Below are 17,677 nucleotides of genomic sequence, written 5' to 3' on the forward strand. Positions count from 1 at the left end.
CCTGGCAGTGGTGTTGATCAGCCGCGGGTCGATTGCGGCAGTTCGGCGACCAGGCGCAACGAAGCGGTCAGTTCGTCCAGTTGATAGTGCGGTCGCAGATAGGTCACGGCCTTGTACACCCCTGGCTTGCCCGGAACTTCGAACACTTCGGCCCGCGCTTCACGCAACGGGAACTTGGCCTTGGCTTCCTGGCTGGCGGTGTCGTCCAGCAGCACGTAGCTCGACAGCCATTTGTTGAGGAACAGTTCGACGTCCTTGCGCGAGGCAAAGCTGCCGATCTTGTCGCGCATGATCGCCTTCATGTAGTGCGCGATGCGCGAGGTGGCGAAGATGTACTGCAACTGCGCGGACAACCGCGCGTTGGCATTGGCGATGTCGGTGTTGTAGTGCTTCTGCTTCTGCGTCGACTGGGTGCCGAAGAACGCGGCGTAGTCGGTGCCCTTGCAGTGCACCAGCGGAATGAAGCCCAGGTCCGACAGCTCTTTTTCCCTGCGATCGGTGATGGCGATCTCGGTCGGGCACTTGAGGGCGATTTCGCCGTCATCGGTCTTGAAGGTGTGGGTCGGCAGGCCTTCGACCAGACCGCCACCTTCGACCCCGCGAATCGCCACGCACCAGCCGTAGCGCGAGAACGCGTCAGTGACCCGGGTGCCCAGGGCATAGGCGGCGTTCATCCACAGGTACTTGTTGTGATCGCGACCATCGACGCTTTCAACGAAGTTGAACTCCTCGACCGGCGTGGTATCCGGCCCGTAAGGCAGGCGACCCAGCACGTGGGGCAGGGTCAGGCCGACATAACGCGAGTCTTCGGAGGCGCGGAACGACTTCCACTTGGCGTATTCGACGGTGTCGAAAATCTTCGCCAGGTCCCGGGGGCCGGACATGTCGGTAAACGAATCCCAGCCGAACAGCTCAGGCGAGGCCGCCGAGATGAACGGCGCGTGGGCCGCTGCGGCGACATGGGAAATCTCTTCGAGCAGGTACATGTCTTCCGGGCTGCGGTTGAACTCGTAGTCACCCAGCAACATGCCGAACGGAGCACCACCGAAGGTGCCGTATTCTTCTTCGTAGATCTTCTTGAACAGCGCGCTCTGGTCGAATTCGGACGCCGACTTGAGGTCGCGCACCAGGTCTTTCTTCGAGGCATTGAGCAACTGGATCTTCAGGGTGGTGCTGGTCTCGGTCTGGTCGACCTGATACTTCAGGCCGCGCCAGGACGCTTCCAGCTGCTGGAACTCCCGGGCATGCATGATTTCGTTCATCTGCTCGGAGAGCATCGCGTCGATTTCGGCGATGCGCGCATCGAGCACGGCAATCAGATCCTTGCTCGGCGTCATCTCGCCTTCCAGCACCTGGCTGACCAGCTCGCCGATCAGGTCGCGGGTACGGGTGCGCTCGGTCTCGGAGCGGGCCACGCGGCTCTGGGAAATGATGCTGTCGAGCAGCGAGGAGGGCGGGGCGAAGTTTTCCACTTCAACCAGATCGCTGTCCTGTTGAGTCACGGTTTGCTTGTCGTTCATCGTCAGGCTCCTACTCTTTACCATCGGTGGCTGGAACGGCGGCTTCGCGGCCGAATTCCTTGCCCAGCGTTTTCAACTTTTCAGTGTTCTGCAACACGTCCATGAGCAGCTCTTCGAGCTTGTCGTTGCCGCCCATCTTGTTGCGCAGGTCCGCCAGCTTGTTGCGCACTTCCAGCAGCTTGCGCAGCGGCTCGACCTGCTTCACCACGTTCTGCGGTTCGAAGTCTTCGAGGGTGTTGAAGTTGAGCTCCACACCCAGCTGCGTGCCATTGCTGACCAGCGTGTTGTCGACGCGATAGCTCAGGCGCGGCTTGATGCCCTTGAGCACGCCGTTGAAGTTGTCGCGGTCGATGAAGATGAACTTGCGGTCCTTGAGCTTCGGCAGCGGCTCCAGCGGGTTGCCGGAGAAATCGCCCAGCACACCGACGACAAAGGGCAGCTCTTTCTTTTCCTGAGCGTCACCGATATCCACGTCATAGGTGATATGGACCCGAGGCGCGCGAACGCGGTCGAGTTTGTGCTGGGTACTTTCCTTCTTCGCCATCGTGATCTCCTGGTGCGAACACATTCGCTGCAAGTCGTTTGCGTGTCGGCTCAACTGTTGGCCTGGCGCGTTACATTCCTTCGATCGTCAGCAGAAGGCGCTGACGGATCTCATCGTTCATTTCCACAATATTCTCGTGGCCTACCAGCTCTTCGAAGCTGGTGTTGCCGGCGATCTGGGTGCTGCTGCGGATCACCGATTCATCAGGCAATTGGGCGCGTACCGGTGAGCCGATCACGCAAAAGGGCAGGTCGCCAAAGTACTTGAGCCGCTCGAAACTCAGGGGAAAACGCAGGCCTTCAAGCACCCGGCCCACGCCCGGCGATTGGCTCAGGCAGTAGAACAACACCAGGTAGTGCACGACAAAGCGGTGCAGTTCGGCGCTGCTGCGATTGGGGTCCTTGATGACTGTGCGAAAGCGGGCCAGGTCAAACGAACTGAAACCCACCACCCAGCGCACGGGGCTGGTGATGCGAATGGATTGCCCGCTTTGGGACAGCACCTTGTCGTACTCCAGCGGGAACAATTCCGGCGTCGTACTGATCAGGGTGAGGGGGACTTCAAGCTCATTGACCAGCTGGAACGGCGAGGCCGAACCGATGCGGTCGTACAGTTCCTTGAGTTCCTTGAAATGGTGTTGGGTCTCGCGGCCGCTGCTGCGCTGCGCGCCTTGCAGGTACTCACCGAAAAACGTCTGCGGACGAATCAGCAATGCCAGGGTCGCCAGATAGTCCGAAGCCTGCGCCTTGAGCGCATCGGAAATGGCCCGGGTCTGGCTACGCAATCTGATCAGTGCTTCAACGTCAAACGTCTGAGTCATTGGTACATCGTCCTTGAATCTTCACGTCAACTCCCCCGAACAAATACGGGGAAACGGGAAGAACGAATTTCTCGGCATAACACCTGTATGCGCAGTGCGTTTTGCCGATGTTTCTCCATCGCTAATTCGCACTGCCAGGATTAATTGGAAGCAGTGTGGTGGCATATGGGTATCGAATAGCCACCAGCGTCGTATAGGGCAACGTTTTGTATGGAAAAGTTCACACAGAAGCGGATTTTTTCTCGTTTTTGATACATGTCGCAATGATGTCTGCAGGCCACTACATGCAGTAAATAGCTGTAGGAATGGTCCGAAGACCAGTGAATACAGTGGTTTCAGACGGGAAATGGATCCAATTGTTGCTTTAAAATAAATTGAAAAAGGTGAACCGGTTCACCAAACAGGCAACGAATGGAAAGGAAAAATAAAAAGAGCATGGGCAGGATCGATTTATATGTCGGAGTCATGACAAAAGCAGAGGGGGCACGAAAAGCTGGATTTGCTCCGGCGCTGAATAAAACACCGGGGTCTTTTGAGGTTACATATTGCTGCCATCGCGGTATAACGCGCCTTGTACAACGGCGCCTCAGGACCGTTTCAGGGGTGGGTTGTACAAGTGCACAAGGGCCTTCGGGCGTTTGTTAAATGGAATTTGTGCTCGCCAGGGACAGTAAGAGCGACGCAGCTATCGAGCCCATCGCGGGGAGAATGTCCTCCGGCGAATTCAAGCTGGTGGGCATCGCGTTGGTGGTGATGCTGGGATGCCTGTATTCGATCTGGCAGATGGGCAAGCAGCTGCGCGTGATGCTGCACATGTTTGAATCGACGCCAATGCCGGTTCTCGGCCAGGTCGTCACCCCCGAACAAGCGCCGGTGCTGTGGGCCTATGTTCGCGACCTGGCCGATCAACTCGGCGCCCTGGCGCCCGAACACATCGTGCTGGGCATGACCGAAGGCTTTTACGTCACCTCCAGCGACATCAACCTGCTGCCCTCGGACACCGCGCTCCAAGGTCGAACCCTGCACGTGCCGATGCTGTACCTGAGATTGCTCGACCGGGCGGAAACCAGCGCGGTGATCGGTCACGAACTGGCGCACTTCGCGGGCGCCGATACCGAGTACAGCCAGCGCTTCCTGCCGATCTACGACGGCATCGGCCGCAGCCTGGGGGTGATCGGCGAAACCATGCAGCAAAGCGACCTGCTGCAACGCTCGATCCTGCGCCCGGCCTTCATGCTCGGGATCTACTTCATGGAGCGTTTCGATCATGCGGTGAACCACTGGAGCCGCGTGCGGGAACTGGCCGCCGACGCCGCGGGCGCCCGGTTGGCGGGAAATATCGCCGCGGCGTCGGCCTTGCTGCGCATCTCCGCCATCGACCCGCTGCTGCAAGAATGTGTGGGCACCCATGTCGGCCACGCGACCAACCCCACGGAACACGCCCTGACCCGCGACCTGCCGACCAGCGTGTTGCATGAACTGGCGGCCCAGCCGCTGACCTTGCCCGAGGAAGAGCTGGCCACCCGCTTGCCGCACCCGACGGACACACACCCGTCCAACGGTGAGCGCGTGGCCTCGTTGCAGGTATCACTCGAGGAAGCCGTGAGCCGCGGCACCCGCCCCATAGTCGCAGCACAGGCCTGCGCCGCACTGGATCAGTATTTTGCCGATCCCCAGGCCTTGCGCCGCCGCGTCACCGAGGACTTCCTCAATCACTACGTGACGCAGGATGTGGCGCTGGTCGAGGAGTTGCGCACCCATGCCAGCCAGGCCACCGAGGAAGTGCGGCTGCACGAAGGTGCGCGCGTTCGCGGCTGGATCAGCCTGGTGTTCTTCGGCACGCTGATGGTGGTGGGCCTCGGTTTGCTGGTGTGGTCGCTTCTGTTCCCCGAAGCGGCAGGCAGCAAGAAGGGCGTGTTGCTGGCAGCGGGCGGCGTGCTCACCTTCATGATGGCCTGCATGCTACCGATGTCGCTGCGCCTGCTCATGCGCGCGGATAAGACCGCATTGCTGCTCACCCCCGAGCACTTCGTGTTCGCCAACCTCAAGGCGCCACTGCCCATTCAACACGTCGCGGATTTCGGCCTGCGGGTGGGGCAGGGCGTGCATTTGAATCTGTTGCTCGAAGATGACGCGCCCATGCCAGAGCTGAGCTCACGCTCGTTCTTTGCCCCTGATGTGAAGCTCGACAAGAAAAAACGCTGGGTGCAGTTGCAGCTGATGCAGTTTTGCCGGGACGACAGGAAACTCAAGGAGAAGGAGCTGGCGGAGCTGATTGGTACGTATCTGAACGCGGGGACCGCGCGGCATTTGTTGCAGCAGCGGTTTGAGCAAGTGGATTAATGGCTACCCACGCAAACGTCATAGAGCTCTGCTAGCAACGCATGCAATTCGTTGTTCTCATCCAACAAGGGTTTTGCCTGGTCGTACAGAACGATGTCGTTGATCGAGCCTGATCCACCGTACAGCAACGAACGGCGCCCTATTTTTCAAAAGCAGCAACGCTGACGGTGCCATTGTGCAAATCGACCGAGTAGCTGAGGCCATTCCAGTTACCGGCAATCACCACCCCATTTTTGTCGCAGTGGAGATTCATGTAGGGCTTGTCGACTTCCGTGCCATGGGGGCTTTCTTCGATTTGCCAGAGTAGTTCGCCGTGCATCGACAGTGCAAAGATGTTTCTGTTGAAAATCACATCGGGCGCGGGCTCGACCAGAATCAAGAGCCTGTCGTTGTGGTGAAGGGCCTCTTTGACGGGTTGAGGCAGGGAAATGGGTTGACCTGCTATCCATAGGATTCCGTCGTCAATACGGTGCCACGTTTCGGTCATCTATTTACCCCGGCGTTATCAGTGAAGTCGCAGCAATGCTATGTGCGAGGAAGACTTTCTGGTGGCAGTCCATTAGGCAGCTGAATCTTTAAGCCCTGTGCGATCTGATCGCCAATGTAGAAGGCAATTCCCAGTGCGCTAGCTAGTTCGGGATCGTTGACTTCAAACTCTTTGCCGGCCCAAGCGCCGATAGTCAATTGGTGCAGCCTCGCGTTATCTTTTTCAACGCCTAGCAATACGTTTTTTATGAATTGCAGTTGGATTAACGAGCTTGAATAAATCTGGAATTCCGGGCGCCTGTTGTATCTGAGTGCGGTGATTGCTATTGCATTGTCGATGTAATCGAGGGCAGTTATTGGCGTTTTCAGGAGGTGGTCCTCCCCGGCTACGGTGGTGTGATAGCTACGCGACGCCACATAATCATCAAACAATTGAACCTGCTCTCTGGTCAGGTCGGAGTTCCGATAATAATCAACGTGTTTTCTATAGGTAAGAAATTGTTCCGATTGTGGTCCATGAGTCAGTAGAGAAACAATGGCTGCACATTGCATTAGCCAGTAGATTTCAAACGAGGATTCAGTGCCTCGACCATAGCCAAGATTTTCACCTTGCTTGTACAACTCAGTGGCCAGTTGGCCGGGATTGTCGCAGTTTATCGTTGCCTCTGATGTCAAACCGGCCGGGTCATTCGCTATGACGAATACTCGATAGCGCTGCAATAGAAGGGCATCCACAAGCGTCAGGTCCGGGCAGGCGGGGGGTATTAGCGGTTCAAAAACCTCCGCTTCACGATTGATCGGTAGCCAAGACAAGTTCCTCTCCACTTGGGAAGGTGCCTTGGCCAACTCGGTCAAGGGGGCTTCATCAACAACCTGCCCGGTGGGGGCGGGTGGAAGACCAGTCTTTGGCCTGAAAAGAGCTTTCAAATGATGCAGTAGTTTTGACATGGGAAAGCCTTCAGCGGTCCAATCAACGTTATTTATCCATATCTGCTTCTATCTACATATCAAACAGCCGACCCTCTGTTGGTTCCAGGCTTCTCAATTAGCAACTCGTCCAGTTCTCTGCGACGGCATTTCATAACGAAATCCACTGCGGCATCAATGTTTTTTTGAAAAAGTTCGAAGCTTGCGCGATCTATTTCGTAATATTCCTCGTAGTCAACCATGCCGTTGCTAACTGGAAATGAAGCGTAGAACCTCCCGGAAGTTTTCTCGATTCCTAACGAGAAAAGTTCCTCGCGATTTACGTAAATGTCTTGAAGTTTCATAGTGTTCTCCACTTTAAAGGAGTTGTCTGAAATAGCTCCGAGGAGATCTTTCCGGCATCAATTACTGCTTCAAAGTTACCATCTGGCAATTTTCCGCCCGGAAGCCAAAACTGGTTGGCACCCGTTTCGTTGCCAGATGGGATGCGCAGACCTAGTTTGTCAGGAGTAGGAATATCAATACGCACATCCATGATTCGCAGGAGCGTTCAGCGGCCCCCATAAATAACATCGTCCATGTCGTCGTGGAGTGGGGCGCGTTCGAATAATTTTTGGGCCAAGCCTTGAATGCGTTCAGACCAGACAACCTGGCTGACCCATTCTTTCGGCATACCCGAAACCCCGTATAATGCCCCTGCTATCTGGCCGGTGGTGGCTGCCACGCTATCCGCGTCATCTGCCAGATTGGCCGCCAGCAGGATTGCATCCTTGAAGTTATCCGTGTTCCACACCGCCCATAACGCCGCTTCCAGCGTATCGATGACGTAACCTGAGGATCGGATTTGATCGCGGGTTTTTTGTTTGTACTCGCCAGCATTGATGATCAAGGGGCGGGGATACAAGGCCCGAACCATTGACGACAAGGTTTCTTCTTTGTCTGCGCCATTGAGCGCCAAATGTAGTTGGGCACCGAGCAGTTCACAGCAATTTACGGCTTCAGCAGCCTTGTGGGTGACGCGGCTTTGTGCCGCGCTTTCCCGCAAGGTTGCGGATAATGAATGACGACGATAAATAGCAGTCGGTGCCAGTCGGATAATCGTCCCATTGCCGGCAGTGGAAGGATCATCGTTGCCGTACCAATCGCGCCCCTGCGTCAGTCGTCCCTCAAGCGCGGTACGAGTCGCATTGCCAATGTCGAAACATTTACCGTTATGGCTGTTTTCTCCGTTTTTGTACCAGCGACAGAGTCTCTCGGCATAATCGTAAAAGTCGAAATCGCTCCTTTCGAGATAGGTATCTGCCAGACAAAGCGCCATGCTTGTATCGTCGGTCCACTCCCCGGGATTCAGTTTGAATGGGCCGCCGCCTACCATGTCCATGACGGCTTCACGATCGCGGGGCAAGAACTCCAGTGTTGTACCCACCGCATCGCCGATTGCGAGCCCGAGCAGGCATCCTTTTGAACGGTCCAGCGCTTGCTCTTCAGTAATTGAGCAAGGTCTCGAAGTCAGCCAGTCAGGCTTATTGTTCGGTAATCTGGGTGCGTCGGGCTGCAACGTATAATCCATGCGCTGGCGCAATTGCAGAGAGGGGGGCGGAAGGAGGTGGTCATAGCGCTCGATATATTTGGCGAGCACTTCGTTCGAACTTCTTAAATCAATCATGGGATCTCTTGGTAAAGAAGGTGGGTCACTGACCCGGATTCAATTTTATTAAGCACATTGAATTGTGTTCCCGGAGGGTAGAGAACCTCCGCCTCGCGGTGCCCGGATAGAAAGCTGATGTCCCTTCCAGATGTGCCACGAGTCACGATTCGAACGTTGCCACTGAAAGCCTTGCCTGTCTCAGCAGAGGTGCTAAAGAATGCGCCATCGCTAGTAGGATGTCCCATTCGTATTTCGGTGAGTACATCTGCTGGCAAGCTTGTTCCCCGGTAGGTTTCACCTTCTACATAGCGAGGAAGCTTGGCTAAGCCATCTTTTGCATGCGTTGCGAAGGCCTCCATTTGCTCAGTAATTGGCGTCTTTCCGCGTAAGGCCGGATTGATCCAAGTGTACCCCTCATTCGTTGTGTACCCGTGAAGAGCCCCAATCTGGTCATCGGTTAGCAACCGTGAACGATCAGGGTCAGCTTTGTCGGCAATTTTTCTACCGTTTGCAATCCATCTTTCTGCAGTTTGCTGGCCCACCGCATCTCTGAGCGACATCAGCGGTGGCGGCGCCGGTGGACGCTTTGCCTCAACGGGTCGCTCCGTTATTTTTTTGACTTCAGGTAATTCCACCTTCGCCAAAGGCGCCGGTTCCTTCACATGTAACTCAGCCTGAGCCAACAACTTCTGCTCATTACGCGCCAACCAGCCCGCCAACTGCTTGTTCGATATCTGGGCCTGTAGCTTCGCACTGCGTGTTGCGATGCTTTCCATGCTGCCCACTACGCCCGCCTTCATCTGGCCGCGCGTCAGGTAGGTGACGATGGCAGTGAGTAGCAGCAACACCAGTTGCTCCTGGCCGCGAGCCAATTGGCGCGCCGAGCGTTCGATGCGTTCCTGCACCAGCGCCGCGGAGCCGCCGGTTGGGTCCAGGCCGGAAGGTTTGACGCCTTCTTCGGCGTGCCAGGCGGTGGCAATGCCTTCCTGCAATGAAGAGAGGCAGGCGGGCAGGCCTTGGTAAAAATACTCGGCGATGGCGGATAAGCCCAAGCCCATCAGAATAAGATTGCCGACTTGCAAGCCGATACCTGCCCCGGCGGCAGCGCCGGGCGCTGCGCCAATACCAAATGCAAATGCACCCGCTGCGCCGCCAGCCACGGTGCCGATCGCGACGCTACCGCCCAGAATCATCGAGACTTCTTTGACCAGCTGCAGCAGCACAGGAAGGATCTGCTCGATTTCGATCGAGGCCCACTTGCGCTTGAGGTCCATCTGGATGATCGGGTAGGAGAGGGTCATCGCCCGATTCACTGCATCGATCCGGTGACCGCCCATGTAGCCATAGGCCTGGCTAGCACCGTTACCTACTCGTCGGGTGAAGCCGTTCCAGTTGTCGTGAACGCTCTGCAAGCCTTCGTTGACGCCCTGGTTCAGTTCGCTGAATTTCTGATCGAGGTTTCGTTCGACGTCGGCCCAGCTGGGCACATTCGCTAAAAGATCCATTTACACATCACTGTCCTTGGGTGGAAGAAGCTTCCCTGTCGCCACGTTTGAAGTGTCGGATATCCGACTTTATGCCCAGGATAAAGTACTGGCCATTAGCCGCACTCTAGACTGCATCAGGCGCAATAAAATTCAATGTGGATCCCATTTTTTATTGTTCAGGTAGGCTAGGCAATGATGTCAATGAGGCACTAGTTGCTTTTTAATGGCGCGTAATGCCCCATTCCTCCTTGATATACCGGCGTTTGTGGCGCGCCAGAGCGGCCGATAATTATTTTTCAGACTTCAGCGGGGCATGAATCCCTATCTGAGTAGCAACCGGGAAATGCCGTTTCCGGGTTGACACAGTGGATGGCGAAGGTGTTTCCTTTGCCGCTTTCGGAGGACTGTAACGCCTTTGATAACGTGACGTCCCTCGCATTTTTGCTTGAGTGATGGCACTTTCGCATTGGTCTGCGGTCGCATTATCAGTCTTCGAATTCCGTTTGCGAAATGTCATTGATTTCGAAAGCTGACGGCACAAGTTTGTAGGCGGATTCATACAAAGTCCGAGCTGTTTCGCTCCGCCAGTTTACGGAGCAGCGGATTGTTTCCCCAATCCACGATGTTGTAATCGGGTTTCGACCCTTCTGTCAGATTCGTTATGCGCAGTGGTAGGCGAGGGCGGTAGCGTTCCCCACTGCTTTCAAGGAGATACACATGTTGATGGACCTAGCCGCAATGCTTTCCCCGCAGAATCGGCGTCTGTTCAAGTTCACGAACCTTGCCAATCCCGACCAGCAGCTATTGCTTGAGTCCTTCAAGGGAACTGATGGTCTGTCACGTGCCTATAACTTCGAATTGATGCTGGTGTGCCAGGATTCGGGGGTGGAGCTCAAGTCAATGATGGGCCAGCACGTGGTGCTGGAGATCGAGTTGGCCGAGGCGGGCCCGCGGTACATGGCGGGTTATCTGACCCGCTTCGCCAGTATCGGCAGCGACGGCGGCATGGCCCGCTACACCGCGACGCTGAATCCCTGGTTCTCGATGCTGAAAAACCGTTTCGACACGCGCATCTTCCAGGGCTGCACTGTGGAAGAAGTGGTGACTCAGGTGTTCGCCTTATGCTCCGCGTTTTCCCGTCACGAATTCCGCCTGAGCAAGCCGCTCAAACGCTACACGTACATCACCCAATACCGCGAAACCGACTTCAACTTCGTCCAGCGCCTGCTGGAGGAAGAGGGGATGTTCTATTACTTCGAACACACCGCCGACACCCACACCATGATCATCTGCGACGACTCCAGCACGCTGCTGCCGTTGCCTGAGCAACCACAGATCCGCTTCCATACCGCCTCGGTCACCGAGACTGCCGACTCCATCACCCAATGGAGCGGCAACCGCCAGCTGCAGTCCGGAAAAATCGCGGTCCAGACCTTCGATTATCGCCAGCCGACCAACCGCCTGCCGGTGGCCATGAAGAGCCTGAACAAGCAGGGCGATGTCGACGATTTCGAGATCTACGACTTCCCCGGCCAATACACCCATGGCACCTACGACGAAGGTGAAGCGCTGGTCAGGCTGCGCGTGGAAGCCCTGGAGCTGAAAGGCAAAAGCTTTCATGGCGCCAGTAACTGCCGCGCGATGAAACCCGGGTACACCTTCGAACTGCTGCAGCATTACGACCACGATCAGGGCTCGGCCGACGATCGCCAGTTCCTGTTGATGAGCGTCGAAAGCGAAGGCCACAACAACTACCTCAATGGTCATCAGGCGAGCTACTACAACACCTTCTCCTGCGTGCGCAAAAAGATCGTCTTCCGCCCGCAACTCACCACCCCGCGCCCAACCATCTCCGGCCCGCAAACCGCCATCGTCGTCGGCCCGCCGGGCGAGGAAATATTCACCGATGAACTCGGTCGCGTGAAGGTGCAGTTCCACTGGGACCGCAAGGGCGAGCACAACGACAAGAGTTCGTGCTGGGTGCGCGTTGCCCAATCCGGCGCCAGCGGCGGGTTTGGCAGCATCCTGATTCCGCGGGTTGGCGATGAAGTGGTGGTGGTGTTCCTCGACGGCAATCCTGATCGGCCGTTGATCATGGGCAGTTTGTACAACAGCAAGAACACTCCGCCCTGGTCGTTGCCGGCGAACAAGACGCAAAGTGGGTTTTTGACCCGGTCGATGAAAGGCGACGGCGGCACAGCGAACTTCTTCCGCTTTGAAGACAAGGCCGGCGCCGAGCAAGTGATCATGCACGCCGAACGCAACATGGACACCGAGATCGAGGTCGACGAGACCCACAGTGTCGGCAGCAATCGCACGATCACGGTGGGTGGCACGCACACCGAAACGATCAAGAAAGACACGGTGATGAATGTCCAGGAAGGCTCGCTGACGATTCAGGTCGATAACCAGTTCATTCAGGTGAATGCCAAAGAGCACATTATTTTGCAGGTGGGAGATAGCAGTATCACGCTGACTCCTGCCGGGATCGAGATTAAAGGTGACGTCATCAATATTCTTGGCAAAAACACCTATGTTCAAGGTGACCGTGTCGATATCAACAAGTGAGAACGCAGACCATGGTCAGGACCAGTATTTACGACCGAATCTCTGAGAAGCGCCTGGCGGCCGAGGCGCTTGCGCGGCAGCTACAGCAGCAAGCAGCCGACGCGCCACCGGCTGTTATCGAGCCCGAGCCCATTGTCAAAGTGCCGCTGCAGCTCGCCCGTAATGGATTGACAGTCGCGGGCCTCAATTTGCTGATCCCGGATGGATTCAACTTCCGCGACATTGACACCACGCTGGAAAAGTATGGACATCCCGTCACGTTTGGTGCGAAGCGCCGTCCTGCGCCCGAAGGTCTGACGTTGAGGCGCGCCGTCGAGCTGTATGTGGAAAAATTGCGTCAAGACCACCCCGACGTCACCATTGTGCGGCAGAGCGATGGTGTGCTCGCGGGCCACCGGGCGATTGCACTGGATTACATATTCACTGCCGGTCAGGAACGCCGCCATGGCAGAGCAATGAGTGCTGTGATCGAATCTGATAACGGTAACGAGCGTCAGTGTTTCAGCATCTCCACCATGATAAATCCGGCACACGCAGAGCTTGCCGATTGGCTGATCGAGTTCGACGCCATGCTGGAAAGTGTCTCTGCTGACTGAACATTTCCCTTTTACGCATTCACGGAATACACCTCCAATGGACTATCAGCTTCAGGAAGGATCTATCGTACTGCCGGAAGGTTTTCAGGACCGTACGGTAAATATGTTTGTACTCGGTAACAGCATCCCGGCTCCGCTCAACATTACGATATCGCGTGACAATATGCTGCCCGCCGAGTACCTGAAAACTTACATCGAGCGTCAGGTGAAGCTTATAGCTGCCAAGCTGCGCGGCTACACATTGCTCAGCAAGAAACCTGCGACGTTATCGAGCGAGCAACCGCGCTCAGGCATCCAAGTGGATGCTTACTACATGAACGATGGTCGTCCTGTTTATCAGCGTCAGGCGGCTTTTGAGATCGAGCAAGGTCGTATTCTAGTGTTCTCAACGACCAGTCAAGCTGATTTTAGCGCCACTCAAAATGAGAACTGGCTGCAACTGCTGACCAGCTTCCAACCGCGCCAGGACACCGTGCCCACTGACGTCGAACAGGAGTAACTCATGTTCGAAGCAGCTCGTTGGGGTGATGAAATTGAGCACACCAGTGCTCTTGGCGGGTTCCTCGTTGGTGCAGTGATTGGGCTTGCGATAGCAACTGCTGCCGCATTCACGATTTGTACGGCTGGTTTGGGTGGAATCCTGCTGAGTATTGCAGCAGGCGTGGGTGCCAGCTTCATTCCGGCGATTGGGGAGAGCATGGGAGCGGCACGAAGTTCTCCAGCCGGAGGAATAAAGCTGGAAGGGTGCTCTGCGGATGTGTTCATCAACAACCGTAATGCTGCCCATGCAACTCTGAGTCAAGGCGCGTGTGATAAACACCCGGCGCCGGTGCTAGTTGCGGAAGGTTCGTCCAACGTATTCATCAACAACGTGGCGGCTGCGCGCAAGGGTGACAAACTTACCTGTGGTGCGAAAATATCCAGTGGCTCGAATAACGTGTTCATTGGTGGCGGAACAGAACGCTATCTCGACGTAGACGAAGAGGTACCGGCCTGGCTACGCGTTACCGTCGATGTGTTGATGATCGTCGCTTCCATGGGGCGCGCGGTAGGTCCGATCTTCCGGCTCGGACTGACACAGGGGCTGAAAGCTGCCGGTCCGTGCGCATTGAAGTTTGGGGCAACAATCGCAGGTAGCTATCTGGCCGGTCGTTTCATAATCGGACCGGCCGTAGAGCGCGCGATCGGCGGCTTAAGCGGCAATCCGGTTGATCTTACAACGGGGCGCAAAGTGTTGTTCGAGTCGGGTGAAACCGACTTTGCGCTCCCTGGGCTAATGCCCATTGAATGGTCTCGTTTCTACGCAAGTGATTTGAACGTTGAAAGCGTGCTGGGTAGAGGGTGGGTGCTGCCGTGGGAACAAAGTCTGCGCAGAAGTGGCAGCTTCGTCTACCTCACTGATAACCAGGGGCGCAGTGTGCCTTTTGTTGACGTTGAACCTGGCGATCGCACCTACAACCCTTATGAGCAAATCCACTTGGTTCGCACTGAGGGCGGTCACTACCTCCTACAGACACTCGACAACACTTTCTTCTATTTCGGCGAAGTGCCGGACGACGATACTGCTGTTCAGTTGCAGCGCATTGAAAATGCCCTGGGGCATTACCTGCACTTCAGCTATTCGGCCGACAATACGCTTACCGACATCAGCGCCCCGGGCGGTGTCCGTGTTCACCTGCATTACGACAATCCTCTGGGTCGCCTGACCGACGTCAAGCGTGTGGTCGACAACCTCGCCGTCGAAACCCTGGTGCAGTACCGTTACGACGAAAATGGTCAACTGATCGAAGTGATCAATCGCAACAACGATTCCGTTCGACGTTTCAGCTACGCCGATGGCGTCATGGCCAGTCACAGTAACGCCCTCGGCCTGACCTGCAATTACCGCTGGCAGACCCTCGGCGATCAGCCTCGCGTGGTGGAGCACTGGACCAGCGATGGCGAACATTTTCACTACCGCTACGACTTCAACCAGCGCGTTTCCTGGGCTACTGACGTGCTGGGGCGTGAGTTGGAAATTCAGTACAACGAGGACCGTCGCGTGATTGCCAGTCGTGATTACGGCGGCGAATGCTACGGTATTGCCCTGGACGAAGCCGGCAACATGACGGGTTTGAATCTGCCCGATGGCAACAAGCTCGCGTTCAAATACGACGACTTTTCACGCCTGATGGAAGAGACCGATCCACTGGGTCGCAAAATCAAATACAAATATCACCTCAGTACCACGCTGGTCACTGAGACGACTTTCATGGACGGCAGCACCTGGAAAGCCCGCTACGACGCCAAGGGCAACCTCATCGCCGAAGTCGACGCGCTGGGCCACAAAACCGAATACCTGAACAGCGACGACGGCTTGCCGCACACCATCATCGACGCCACGCACAAGTCCAAATACCTGTGGTGGAACACCCTGGCCCAGGTCGAGCGCTTCCAGGACTGCTCGGGCAAAAGCACCCACTACCGCTTCGACGAGCGCCACCACCTGATCGCCGTCACCGACGCCCTGAACCAGACCACCACCCTGGAACGCAAACCCGACGGCGAAGTGCTGCGCATCCAGCACCCGGACGGCAGCGCCGAATCCTTCACCTACAACGCCCTCGGCCAGGTCCTGACCCACACCGACGGCAAAGGCCAGACCACGCGCCTGCTGCGCACCGCCCGCGGCCTGCCGAGCAGCCGCCAGGACGCCAAGGGCCAGCGCATCCGCTATGAATACGACCAGGCCATCCGCCTGACCGCGCTGGTCAACGAAAACAATGCGGCCTACCAGTTCGCCTACGACGCGTCCGACCGGTTGGTTGAAGAGAAGCGCATCGACAACCTGACCCGCCAGTTCAGCTACAACCTCGGCGGGCACCTGACACGGGTGGATGAAATCGGCTACGGCGAGCGCGGCGAACGACCACAACGGCATACCGAATTCGAGCGTGACCCAATCGGCCGACTACTGGCCAAACTCAATGCCGATGCGCGGCAGGACTACACCTACGACGACGCAGACCGTTTGCTCACCATCGAGCGCCTGCCCACCGCCAACGGCAAAAAACTCGGCGTCAGCGCAGAGAAGCTCGATTTCTCCTATGACCTGCTGGGCCGTCTCATCAAGGAGACCACACCCCAAGGCGAGCTGGCCTACGACTACGACCCACTAAGCAACCTGACCACGCTGACTCTGCCTACCGGCCAGCACCTGAACCACCTGTACTACGGCAGCGGCCACCTGCACCAGCTCAACCTCGACGGCCAGTTGATCAGCGACATGGAGCGCGACGACCTGCACCGCGAAGTGCTGCGCACTCAAGGCACGCTCACCAGTTGTTTTGGCTATGACGCGATGGGCCGCAAGGCTTGGCAATTCGCCTCGACTTTGCCGGCAGAAAAACTCTCGCAGATTCTTAACCCGGGCATCCAGCCTGAACTATTGGTAGAACACGCCTATAACCCGATCCACCGCCGTCACCAATACGATCCCGCCGGCGAACTGACCCGCACCCTCGACAAGCTGCGGGGTGAGATCAAGTACGACTATGAAGCCAATGGTCAACTGCGCAGCCGTGACACCGGCAAGCTGGTGGACAGCGAAGAGTTCAGGTACGACGCAGCGGCGAACCGGCTGAACTTCAACACCAGTCAGTTTGATCACGTGAAGAACAACCGGATCAAGCAGTGGCGCGATCAGGAATATGCCTACGATGCGTGGGGTAACCTGATTGAAAAGCGCAGCGGGTTGAGCCGGCTGCAAACGTTCAGTTATGACGGCGAAAATCGGCTGGTCAAGGCCGAGACCTTGGTGAATGGCAAGCTGGAAAGCAGCGGTGCCTATCGTTATGACAGCTTGGGACGGCGGGTGGCCAAGGTGTCAGCGGTCAACGGCGTCACCGAGCAGAAGCACTTTTTGTGGCAAGGCCTGCGCCTTTTGCGCGAGGAAACCCCGGGGCAGAGCAGTCTGTACCTCTACGAGCCGGGCAGTTATGCGCCGTTGGCGCGGGTGGATCAGGTTGAGGGTGGGGAACAACAGCTCTATTACTTCCATACCGACCAGATTGGTACGCCGCTGGAGATGACGGACCGAGAGGGGCGGATTGTCTGGCAGGCGACGTACAAGGCGTGGGGCTCGGTTGAAAAGCTCGAAGTGAACGAGGTCGAGCAGAACCTGCGGTTTCAGGGGCAATATTTCGACGACGAGACGGGGCTGCACTACAATACGTTTCGGTATTATGATCCGGAGGTTGGGCGATTTATTACGCAGGATCCTATCGGGTTATTGGGCGGAGGCAATCTTTATTTTTACGTTCCCAACTCGATGGGCTGGATTGACCCTCAGGGATTGTCGAGTGCCGACTTACGTGTTGAATTGGGTATGCGGCCTGGAGATATGCACGCAGCTCATCACATTATTCCCGAAGAAGTGATGAAGAAGTATCCACAAATGTTCGACAAAGCGAAAACGTTCGGATTTATGCCTGATGGAGCGTCCAACGGTATCGAGTTACCTCGAACTAAAGACTTGGCTAAAACCCTTGATCTCCCTGGCCATTGGAGCAATCACGTAGACTATACTGCTCTAGTTGAAAGCGATGTGAGTAAGCTCAATACCGCCTTCAGGGCAGGGCGATTAACCGATATGGACCTAGCGTTAGGGTTGAAATCTATTCAGAATAAATGGCGATCAAATATTTTAGCTAAAAACGTACCAACTAACGCTAAAGGTCGGCTTTGTTAAATTTGAGGA

13 protein-coding genes and 1 pseudogene are annotated in these 17,677 nt (G+C 56.3%); 5 read left to right on the forward strand and 9 right to left on the reverse strand.

The window, feature by feature from the left end; translation table 11 throughout:
• Nucleotides 1–17: 17 nt before the first annotated feature.
• The 3 genes from tssC to PMA3_RS11345 form a co-directional block, all read right to left on the reverse strand.
• The gene (gene tssC / locus PMA3_RS11335; protein WP_064677236.1) at nt 18–1,520 is read right to left on the reverse strand and encodes a type VI secretion system contractile sheath large subunit; all 1,503 of its coding nucleotides are present in this window, start codon (nt 1,518–1,520) and stop codon (nt 18–20) included.
• 10 nt (nt 1,521–1,530) lie between these two features.
• Nucleotides 1,531–2,064 (reverse strand): type VI secretion system contractile sheath small subunit, encoded by a 534-nt coding sequence (gene tssB / locus PMA3_RS11340; protein ID WP_064677237.1) that lies wholly within the window; start codon nt 2,062–2,064, stop codon nt 1,531–1,533.
• Between the two features lie 70 nt (nt 2,065–2,134).
• Complete coding sequence (locus tag PMA3_RS11345; RefSeq protein ID WP_064677238.1) at nt 2,135–2,884, reverse strand: hypothetical protein; 750 nt, start codon at nt 2,882–2,884, stop codon at nt 2,135–2,137.
• A gap of 702 nt (nt 2,885–3,586) precedes the next feature.
• Between PMA3_RS11345 and PMA3_RS11350 the strand changes: the two are divergent.
• A pseudogene (locus PMA3_RS11350) lies at nt 3,587–5,227 on the forward strand (M48 family metallopeptidase); the annotation flags it as partial.
• Between the two features lie 139 nt (nt 5,228–5,366).
• Here PMA3_RS11350 and PMA3_RS11355 read toward each other — a convergent pair.
• Genes PMA3_RS11355 through PMA3_RS11375 form a run of 6 tightly spaced genes read right to left on the reverse strand, consistent with a single transcriptional unit; the run spans nt 5,367 to nt 9,793 of the window.
• Complete coding sequence (locus PMA3_RS11355) at nt 5,367–5,714, reverse strand: DUF7957 family protein (RefSeq protein ID WP_064677239.1); 348 nt, start codon at nt 5,712–5,714, stop codon at nt 5,367–5,369.
• Nucleotides 5,715–5,752: 38 nt separating this feature from the next.
• A complete protein-coding gene (locus tag PMA3_RS33575) occupies nt 5,753–6,661 on the reverse strand; it encodes an immunity protein Tsi6 family protein (protein ID WP_420848673.1) in 909 nt (302 codons plus the stop codon).
• Nucleotides 6,662–6,720: 59 nt separating this feature from the next.
• Nucleotides 6,721–6,984: a hypothetical protein gene (locus PMA3_RS11365; RefSeq protein WP_064677240.1), complete on the reverse strand. Its 264-nt coding sequence runs from the start codon at nt 6,982–6,984 to the stop codon at nt 6,721–6,723.
• Nucleotides 6,981–7,175, reverse strand: a complete 195-nt coding sequence (locus PMA3_RS30675) for a hypothetical protein (protein ID WP_237140711.1) — start codon at nt 7,173–7,175, stop codon at nt 6,981–6,983. Before PMA3_RS30675 ends, PMA3_RS11365 begins: the two co-directional genes overlap by 4 nt.
• Nucleotides 7,176–7,190: 15 nt before the next feature.
• On the reverse strand, nt 7,191–8,306 hold the full coding sequence (gene tri1 / locus PMA3_RS11370; RefSeq protein WP_064677241.1) for an ADP-ribosylarginine hydrolase Tri1: 1,116 nt from the start codon (nt 8,304–8,306) through the stop codon (nt 7,191–7,193).
• Entirely contained in the window at nt 8,303–9,793 is a 1,491-nt protein-coding gene (locus PMA3_RS11375) for a DUF6861 domain-containing protein (protein WP_064677242.1), read from the reverse strand. Before PMA3_RS11375 ends, tri1 begins: the two co-directional genes overlap by 4 nt.
• Nucleotides 9,794–10,492: 699 nt before the next feature.
• Here PMA3_RS11375 and PMA3_RS11380 point away from each other — a divergent pair.
• The 4 genes from PMA3_RS11380 to PMA3_RS11395 are packed head-to-tail and all read left to right on the forward strand — an operon-like array spanning nt 10,493 to nt 17,668.
• Nucleotides 10,493–12,343, forward strand: a complete 1,851-nt coding sequence (locus tag PMA3_RS11380) for a type VI secretion system Vgr family protein (RefSeq protein WP_064677243.1) — start codon at nt 10,493–10,495, stop codon at nt 12,341–12,343.
• 11 nt (nt 12,344–12,354) lie between these two features.
• Complete coding sequence (locus PMA3_RS11385) at nt 12,355–12,939, forward strand: hypothetical protein (protein ID WP_064677244.1); 585 nt, start codon at nt 12,355–12,357, stop codon at nt 12,937–12,939.
• A 37-nt stretch (nt 12,940–12,976) separates the two neighbouring features.
• Nucleotides 12,977–13,438, forward strand: coding sequence for a DcrB-related protein (locus PMA3_RS11390; protein WP_064677245.1), 462 nt, complete (start codon nt 12,977–12,979; stop codon nt 13,436–13,438).
• A gap of 3 nt (nt 13,439–13,441) precedes the next feature.
• Entirely contained in the window at nt 13,442–17,668 is a 4,227-nt protein-coding gene (locus PMA3_RS11395; protein ID WP_064677246.1) for an RHS repeat-associated core domain-containing protein, read from the forward strand.
• The last annotated feature ends 9 nt before the right edge of the window (nt 17,669–17,677 follow it).

The sequence above is a fragment of the Pseudomonas silesiensis genome (assembly GCF_001661075.1).
GTDB classification, from domain to species: Bacteria; Pseudomonadota; Gammaproteobacteria; order Pseudomonadales; family Pseudomonadaceae; genus Aquipseudomonas; species Aquipseudomonas silesiensis.